This window comes from Actinomycetota bacterium, assembly GCA_036280995.1.
Taxonomy (GTDB): Bacteria; Actinomycetota; CALGFH01; order CALGFH01; family CALGFH01; genus CALGFH01.
In genome coordinates, this window is the sequence record DASUPQ010000148.1 from 1 (window position 1) to 6763 (window position 6763).

The window sequence follows — 6763 nt, forward strand, 5'->3', positions numbered from 1 at the left end:
CGGCGAGCACGAGCAGCGGTTCGTTGCTCAACGCCCGGGCGATCGCGACCCGCTGCCGCTGGCCACCGGACAGCGCCGAGGGCAGGAAACGCGCCCGGTCGGTGAGCCCGACCTGCTCCAGCAGCTCCTGGGCACGCCGTCTGGCCGCCCTCGGCGAGCGTCCGGCCAGCAGCGCCGCCAGCTCGACGTTCTCCACGGCGGTGAGCTCCTCCATCAGGTGGAAGGCCTGGAAGACGAAGCCGACGGCAGCCCGCCGCATCCGGGCCAGGGCCTTCTCACCGATGTTGTCGATGCGACGGCCGTTCAGCGACACCTCTCCACCCGAGGGCCGGTCCAGCCCCCCGAGCAGATGCAGCAGCGTGGACTTCCCGCAACCGCTCGGTCCCATCACCGCCACCGTCTCTCCCGCGCCGATGTCGAGATCGACCCCGTCGACGGCGCGCACCAATCCTTCCCCCTTGCCGTACTCCTTTCGCAACCCGCGAGCGCGGAGCACGGACGTGTCGGCGGCGTCGCTCACGATCCACTCCTTCGGGAGGTCCAGTTCTTCTCGCATGCCTCGAGCCAGCGCAGGTCCGCCTGCAGCCGGAGCACGATGCCCTCCAGCAACAGCGCCGCGTCCGAGCGGTCCGGCTCGGCCATGGCGGCGCGCTGGGCGTCACGCAACCGGCGCAGCAGCTCGCGGCGCTGGCTGTCGACGATGGTGAGCGGGTCGGCCAGCGTGGCCGCCGCGGCCGCGATCAGCTTGAGATGGAACTCCGCGAGGTCGGGTTTTGGCCAGCTCACCTCGGCGATCCACTCGGCGACTCGCTGTTGGCCGGTGGGGGTGAGCGCGTACACCTTGCGATCCGACCGGTCGGCGCCATCGGGAGACCTCTCGACCGCTACCAGGCCGGCCTTTTCCAGCCGGGTCAGGGTGACGTAGACGTGCCCGGCGTTCATCGCGTCGCCGAGCGGGCCGAGCGCGTCGCGCAGCCGCGCGCGCAGCTGGTACCCGTGCGAGGGCTCCTTGGCCAGCATCGCCAGCACCACTTCCTGCTGCATGATCCTCCTCGACAGCCGATAACCGTTAGCTAACTATAACGGTTATCCCCTAGCCACACGTGCTGGCCGTGCCGTGGAGGATCGAGGAGTCCTTCCAGGGCTATCCTGCGACAGGCAGCGAGACGCAGCACCAGGGTGAGCCATGAGAGCGACTGACGGTGAAGAACTCGGCCCTCTCCTCGATGAGCAGCGCGCCTACTACCGGGCCTTGGCCGCAGACTATCTGGACCAAGGCCTGGACCTTCCCGGCGGCGACGAAGTGACCCAAGCGCTTGATGCATTTCAGCCAAACGGCAGCGTGCTTGAGCTTGCCTGCGGTCCCGGCGTGTGGACCGGCCACCTGCTCCGCCACGCGAGCGAGGTCACCGCTGTCGACGCGTCCCCGGAGATGCTCGCCATCGCGGCAGCCCGCGTCGGCAACCGACGGGTGCGCTTCATTGAGGCCGACCTGTTCACCTGGAAGCCCGACCGCCGCTACGACGTGGTCTTCTTCGGCTTCTGGCTCTCACACGTCCCGGCCGAACGCTTTGCATCCTTCTGGTCGCTCGTGGCTGACTGCCTCAAACCAGAGGGACGCGTGTTCTTCGCCGACGACGCCTACCGCACCCCAGACGAGCTCGTGGAAGGCCCCTCGTCCTCAACCATCCGCCGGCAGCTCCCTGACGGAACCGCCTACCGGCTCGTGAAGGTCCCTCACCAGCCAGCCGACCTCGAACGACGGCTGCGACGACTCGGCTGGCACGTCAAGGTCACGTCGACAGCCGGGCCCTTCTACTGGGGAGCAGGAAGCCCAGACAAGCGCCCCACATAAGCGGCCCCGCTCCGTGCCCGATGGGGTAGTGCTCGGCGGCGTCATCTGTGTGCTGCGCCGACATCTTGCTCGCGTTCCTACACTTGGCATGCGCGCTGACCGGCGCCCGCAAGGAGGGAGGGAAGTCGAGCGGTGTGGGACCTGTTCCGGAACCGCGCCCTGTGGGCCATCGTGAACGCGCAGTTCACCGACGAGGACGCCCGCCGGGCCTGGGCCGCGGCCGAGGTCACCTGGGGACTGTTCCAGGTCCCCGAGCGGGAGCTGGGCGTCCTCGGTGACGTCGCGGGCCTGGACGTGATCGAGCTGGGCTGCGGGACTGCCTACCTGTCCGGCTGGCTGGCCCGGCAGGGCGCGCGACCGGTTGGGGTCGACCTCACCCCGGAGCAGCTGGCCACCGCGCGTCGCTGCCAGGAGCACTTCGGGGTGGGGTTTCCCCTGATCGAGGCCAACGCCGAGAACGTGCCGCTGGCCGGGTCGAGCTTCGACCTGGTGGTCAGCGAGTACGGGGCCAGCGTCTGGTGCGATCCCGAACGCTGGGTGGCCGAGGCGGCCCGGCTGCTGCGCCCTGGTGGGCGGCTGGTGTTCCTGACCAACAGCGTCCTCGCCACCCTCTGCGTCCCGGAGCAGGAGGGCGTCGCCCAGGAGCGGCTCCTGCGGCCGCAACGGGGGCTGCACCGGGTGGAGTGGCCGGGCGGCGGGGTCGAGTTCCATCCCAGCCACGGCGAGTGGATCCGCGTGCTGGGCGCCAACGGGTTCGCGGTCCAAGCCCTGCACGAGCTGTACGCCCCGGCGGGTTCCGCGACCCACCGGTACTACGGGATCGCCACCGCCCAATGGGCCGGCCAGTGGCCGGCCGAGGACCTCTGGGCCGCCCAGCTCACCTCGTGAGGCGCCGGCATCCCGCTGCTGTCACGGGCCCAGGATGCGAGCCTTCTGGGCGGTGAACTCCTCCTCGGTGAGCGCTCCCTGCTCCTTGAGGGCCGCCAGCTCCCTCAGCTGGGCGATCGGGTCGGCTGGAGCCGCGGGTTGCCCGGCCGCTGCCTGCCGTGCCTTGGCCTGCTGACGACGCGACAGTCCGACCACCACGGTGGTCCCGGCCATCCTGCCGATCAGGCCTGGCCGGCCATTTCGCACAACGGGACGCAACAGCATGGCTGGTCCTCCTCAACCATCGTCATGGACGACCCTCAGCCGGTCGTGAGGTCGGCCAGTGCCTGCTCCACGATCTCGGGCGGGACCCGCTCGCCGGCGACGATGCGCCCGCCCGCATCCCGGATCGCCTGCGCCACCCGCGCCGCCCACAGGTGCTCCCAGACGATCAGCGCCGCCGAGCTGTCGGGCTCCAGGCCCTCGGCGGCCAGCTCGAGATCCTCGTCGTTCAGCACACCACCCGCCTCGCCGTCGACGTCGGCGAACCCGAACGCCAGCACGTCGTCCAACGTGTCGTACTCGAACATGGTGGTGTTCCCGGCGGCGTCCTTCTTGATGAAGGCGACATCGAGAATGCGGACGAGGCCGTTGTCGACCAGTTCGGCAACGGCCGGCACGATCTCGCCCTTGAACCGGTTGCCCGGGAACGCGATGACGACGTACTCGACAGGTCCCATGCTGGCCATGTCGCCTCCTCACCGACCGATCTACCGTATCACCGCTGGTGGAGTGCTGGAACGCGAGGGCGCTGCTCGGCCACGGGGACGCTCTCGGCCATGACCCCGTGGTGCTCGTGGCGGGCGTCGTACCAGTCGGCGTAGCGGTTGGTGGCCGGCCCGGCGGTCAGGCCGTGGGCGTACACCGAGAGCGCCACCGTCCAGGTCACCACCGCAGCCATCAGCGGACGCTCGGGAAGCTCGGTCTCCTCGAGCACGATCAGCAGGAACACGATCGAGGCCAGTCCGCGGGGTCCGAACCAGCCCAGGAACCCGACGGTGGCCCGTTGCATGCCGGTGCCCACCATGGCCAGGGCCACCGGGAGCATCCGGACCACGGTCAGGCTTCCCACCGCGTAGGCGGCGATCCGCCAGTCCAGGTCGCCGAGCGCCGGGCCCAGGAGCACGGCCGCGAACAGCAGGAAGGTGACGGCATTGAAGAGTTCGCCGGTCTCCTCGGCGAGGAAGGTCGCCTCCTTGGCGTGGCCGGCGGCGACGAGCCGGTACACGATCCCGGCCGTGAAGGCGGCGATGAAGCCGCTCCCGCCGAGGGCGACCGCCGCCGTGTAGGCCAGCAGGGCGGTCGCCACCGCGGTGATCTGCCGCCAGGTCCCCTCCATCCACCCCTGGGCTCCGAACTTCCGCAGCACCCAGGCGCCGAGAGCGCCGGCGACGACCCCGCCGACCGCACCCCAGCCGATCTCTTCGGCGATCACCTTGAGGGGCTCGACATGGCCGACGCCCTCCTCGGCCTGGGCGACGGTGAGGAAGATGATCAGCAGGGGGACGCACACGCCGTCGTTGAGGCCGCTCTCGACGTTGAGGCCCTGGCGGATGCGGGAGGGCAGCCGTGGGTTGGTGACCACCGGCAGGCCGAGGGCGGCGTCGGTCGGGGCCAGCATGGTGGCCAGTGCCGCCGCGGTCCACAGGTTCAGCTGGGGGAACAGGGCCAGCCCGGCCGCGGTGCCGGCCACGATGGTGAGGGGCAGGCCGATACCGAGCAGCCGTCCCGGGACGGCGGACTCGTGCCGCAGCCGGCCCAGGTTGACCCGGACGGCGTCGGTGAACAGCACCAGGGCCAGGGTGGCCTCGGCCAGGTGGCGCACGAACCGGTTGGCGCGGTCCGCCTCGACCAGGCCCAGGAACCAGCTGCCGGCAACCAGGCCGAAGGCGACGAACACCATGGCCTGACTGACCGGCGTGGACCGCAGCCGCCCCGACACCGCGCCATAGGCGAGCAACGCCACGGCGACGGTGGGCAGGGCCCACTGGTTCATGGTCTCTCCTCAGGACAGCGCGCGACCCACCCCAGGCGCCGCCTCGACCGGTCAGGTGATCCCGACTGCGGCGCGCACCTGCTCCAGCATCTGCCGCTCTCCGGCGCTCACCCGCTCGGCGCCGAAGCCCATGAAGCCGCCCTCCTTCCCGGCGTCGGCGGCCGCCTGGGCGGCGGCCACCAGCCATCTGCGGAACGCCTCGACCTCCTCGGGCGTGGCCTTGGCCGTCACGATCTCGTTGACGGCGCGCAGCTCCTCCAGCACCTGCTGGCCGCCGCGCGGCTTGAAGTCCCCCAGCGGATTCTGCTTCTGCTGGGCCAGCGCCTGGACGTCGAGGGCCACCGACGCCAGCAGCTCCTCCTGGCTGGGGGGAAGGGTGGCCGACCGCAGCGTCGCCATCGTCTCCTTGGCCACCTCGATCGGCCCACCGGGGTCCGCGAGCGAGATCGCCACGCCGGCCACAAGGGGGGCGCGACGGATCCGTACCCATTCCTCGTCGGTGAAGTCCTGCCTGGACGTCATAGCCACCTCCTGGACGGGGGCATCAGCCTAGACGAGACTGCTCGGCACCGGATCACCCGGTTCGGATGATGCGCGCCCCGGCCGCGGCAGCGACCATGGCGTGGCCGATGGTGAAGGAGGAGGAGGAGACGCCGTGAGCGACGAGCAGCTGGAGGAGCTAGGCCCGATCGACTACGTGGTCCTGGAGTGGCCTGGTGCGTATCCCGACACCAGCGAGGTCCAGCCCCTGCTGCTGGACCTGGTGAGCCGGGGCATCATCCGCATCCTCGACATCGCGTTCGTGACCAAGGACGAGGACGGGTCGGTGACCGGGCTCGAGCTGGGCGACCTCAAGCAGGTGACGGCGGCCTTCGCCGAGTTCGAGGGCGCCGCCTCGGGCCTGTTGGGCTTCGAGGACCTGCAGGAGGCCGCCAGCATCCTGGAGCCAGGCACCTCGGCCGCGGTCCTGGTCTGGGAGAACCGCTGGGCCGCGCCGGTGGCCGCGGCGCTGCGCCGATCCGGCGGGCAGCTGGCGTCCAGCGGCCGCCTGCCCGTCCAGGCGATCCTGGCCGCGCTGGATGCGGTCGAGGCCGCCGAGCGATAGATAGCAGCCGAGCGATAGCAAAGGAGCACCAATGCCCGGACTACTCCGCGGGATGGCCCGCACCGCCGTCGTCGCCGGCACCGCCACCGCGGTCAGCAACCGTGTCTCGCGCCGGCAGGCCGAGCGGTGGTCGCGCCAGGGAGCCTACGACCAGCCCGCCTACCAGGAGCCGCCGCCCCAGTATGCGGCGGCGCCCGAGCCGGCACCTCAGCAGGACATGGTCCAGCAGCTCAAGGATCTGGCCGAGCTGAAGGACCAGGGCATCCTCACCGAGGAGGAATTCGCCGCCCAGAAGGCCCGCATCCTCGGGAGCTGACCAGGCGGTCGCCTGGTCACCATTGGCCGGGGCGGCGGTGGCTGCCCCGGCTTCCCGGCTGCGACCAGCTCCCGGAGGATGCGGGGGAGCCAGCCATTCTTCGGCGGGGACCGGCCCGCGGCATCACCCGAACAAGGTGAGAACGCGGTCCCGCACAGGGCACCTCTCCGAGCCCCCTGGCCGCATCCGTGAGACCCATGCTGCTCACTACGAGCATGACCGGCGCCTCCTCGACGGCTGCATCCGGCCGGATGAGCGCTGCCCTCACCCTCCCACTTGGGATTCCAGCGACCGGGGGGTGACCAGGGCGACGGCGGCGCCCGTCCCACGGTCGAGGTCGCGCCAGCGTTCGACGTCGAACTCGAGGGTGGCCAGCGCGCCGGTGGGGAACTTCTCCCCGAGCCCGGCCAGTGCCGGCCCACCCGAGGCCAGCGCCAGGGCCAGGTCCTGGGTGGCCGGGTTGTGGTTGATCAGCATGGCCGACGACGCCCCGTCCGGTAGCTGCCGGAGCCGGTCCAGCAGCTGCGCGGCCCCGGCCCCGTACAGGTCCCGCTCGATCCGGAT

General features: G+C 71.0%; 11 protein-coding genes. 4 read left to right on the forward strand and 7 right to left on the reverse strand.

Translation table 11 applies throughout. The annotated features are described in order from the left end of the window. The coding region (locus VF468_04665; GenBank protein HEX5877607.1) for an ABC transporter ATP-binding protein at nucleotides 1-556 on the reverse strand (556 nt) is incomplete at its 3' end. Further along, complete coding sequence (locus tag VF468_04670) at nucleotides 517-1044, reverse strand: PadR family transcriptional regulator (GenBank protein ID HEX5877608.1); 528 nt, start codon at nucleotides 1042-1044, stop codon at nucleotides 517-519. The genes VF468_04665 and VF468_04670, both read right to left, overlap by 40 nt. A gap of 142 nt (nucleotides 1045-1186) precedes the next feature. On the opposite strand from VF468_04670, the gene VF468_04675 reads away from it, so the two are divergent. Both VF468_04675 and VF468_04680 read left to right on the forward strand, forming a co-directional pair. Next, entirely contained in the window at nucleotides 1187-1855 is a 669-nt protein-coding gene (locus VF468_04675; protein HEX5877609.1) for a class I SAM-dependent methyltransferase, read from the forward strand. Between the two features lie 132 nt (nucleotides 1856-1987). Next, complete coding sequence (locus tag VF468_04680; GenBank protein ID HEX5877610.1) at nucleotides 1988-2743, forward strand: class I SAM-dependent methyltransferase; 756 nt, start codon at nucleotides 1988-1990, stop codon at nucleotides 2741-2743. A 21-nt stretch (nucleotides 2744-2764) separates the two neighbouring features. Here VF468_04680 and VF468_04685 read toward each other — a convergent pair whose 3' ends face one another. From VF468_04685 to VF468_04700, 4 genes are all read right to left on the reverse strand, one after another. Further along, a complete protein-coding gene (locus tag VF468_04685) occupies nucleotides 2765-2956 on the reverse strand; it encodes an SHOCT domain-containing protein (GenBank protein ID HEX5877611.1) in 192 nt (63 codons plus the stop codon). Between the two features lie 86 nt (nucleotides 2957-3042). Beyond that, nucleotides 3043-3471, reverse strand: a complete 429-nt coding sequence (locus tag VF468_04690; GenBank protein ID HEX5877612.1) for a DUF6325 family protein — start codon at nucleotides 3469-3471, stop codon at nucleotides 3043-3045. Between the two features lie 29 nt (nucleotides 3472-3500). Then, complete coding sequence (locus VF468_04695) at nucleotides 3501-4778, reverse strand: cation:proton antiporter (protein HEX5877613.1); 1278 nt, start codon at nucleotides 4776-4778, stop codon at nucleotides 3501-3503. 51 nt (nucleotides 4779-4829) lie between these two features. Further along, nucleotides 4830-5300, reverse strand: a complete 471-nt coding sequence (locus VF468_04700; protein ID HEX5877614.1) for a hypothetical protein — start codon at nucleotides 5298-5300, stop codon at nucleotides 4830-4832. A gap of 133 nt (nucleotides 5301-5433) precedes the next feature. Between VF468_04700 and VF468_04705 the strand changes: the two genes are divergently transcribed. Both VF468_04705 and VF468_04710 read left to right on the forward strand, forming a co-directional pair. Then, nucleotides 5434-5883 (forward strand): DUF6325 family protein, encoded by a 450-nt coding sequence (locus VF468_04705; GenBank protein ID HEX5877615.1) that lies wholly within the window; start codon nucleotides 5434-5436, stop codon nucleotides 5881-5883. A 31-nt stretch (nucleotides 5884-5914) separates the two neighbouring features. Next, on the forward strand, nucleotides 5915-6199 hold the full coding sequence (locus VF468_04710) for an SHOCT domain-containing protein (GenBank protein ID HEX5877616.1): 285 nt from the start codon (nucleotides 5915-5917) through the stop codon (nucleotides 6197-6199). 264 nt (nucleotides 6200-6463) lie between these two features. On the opposite strand, the gene VF468_04715 is transcribed toward VF468_04710, so the two are convergent. Beyond that, on the reverse strand, nucleotides 6464-6763 hold a 300-nt coding region (locus VF468_04715; protein ID HEX5877617.1), incomplete at its 5' end, for a histidine phosphatase family protein.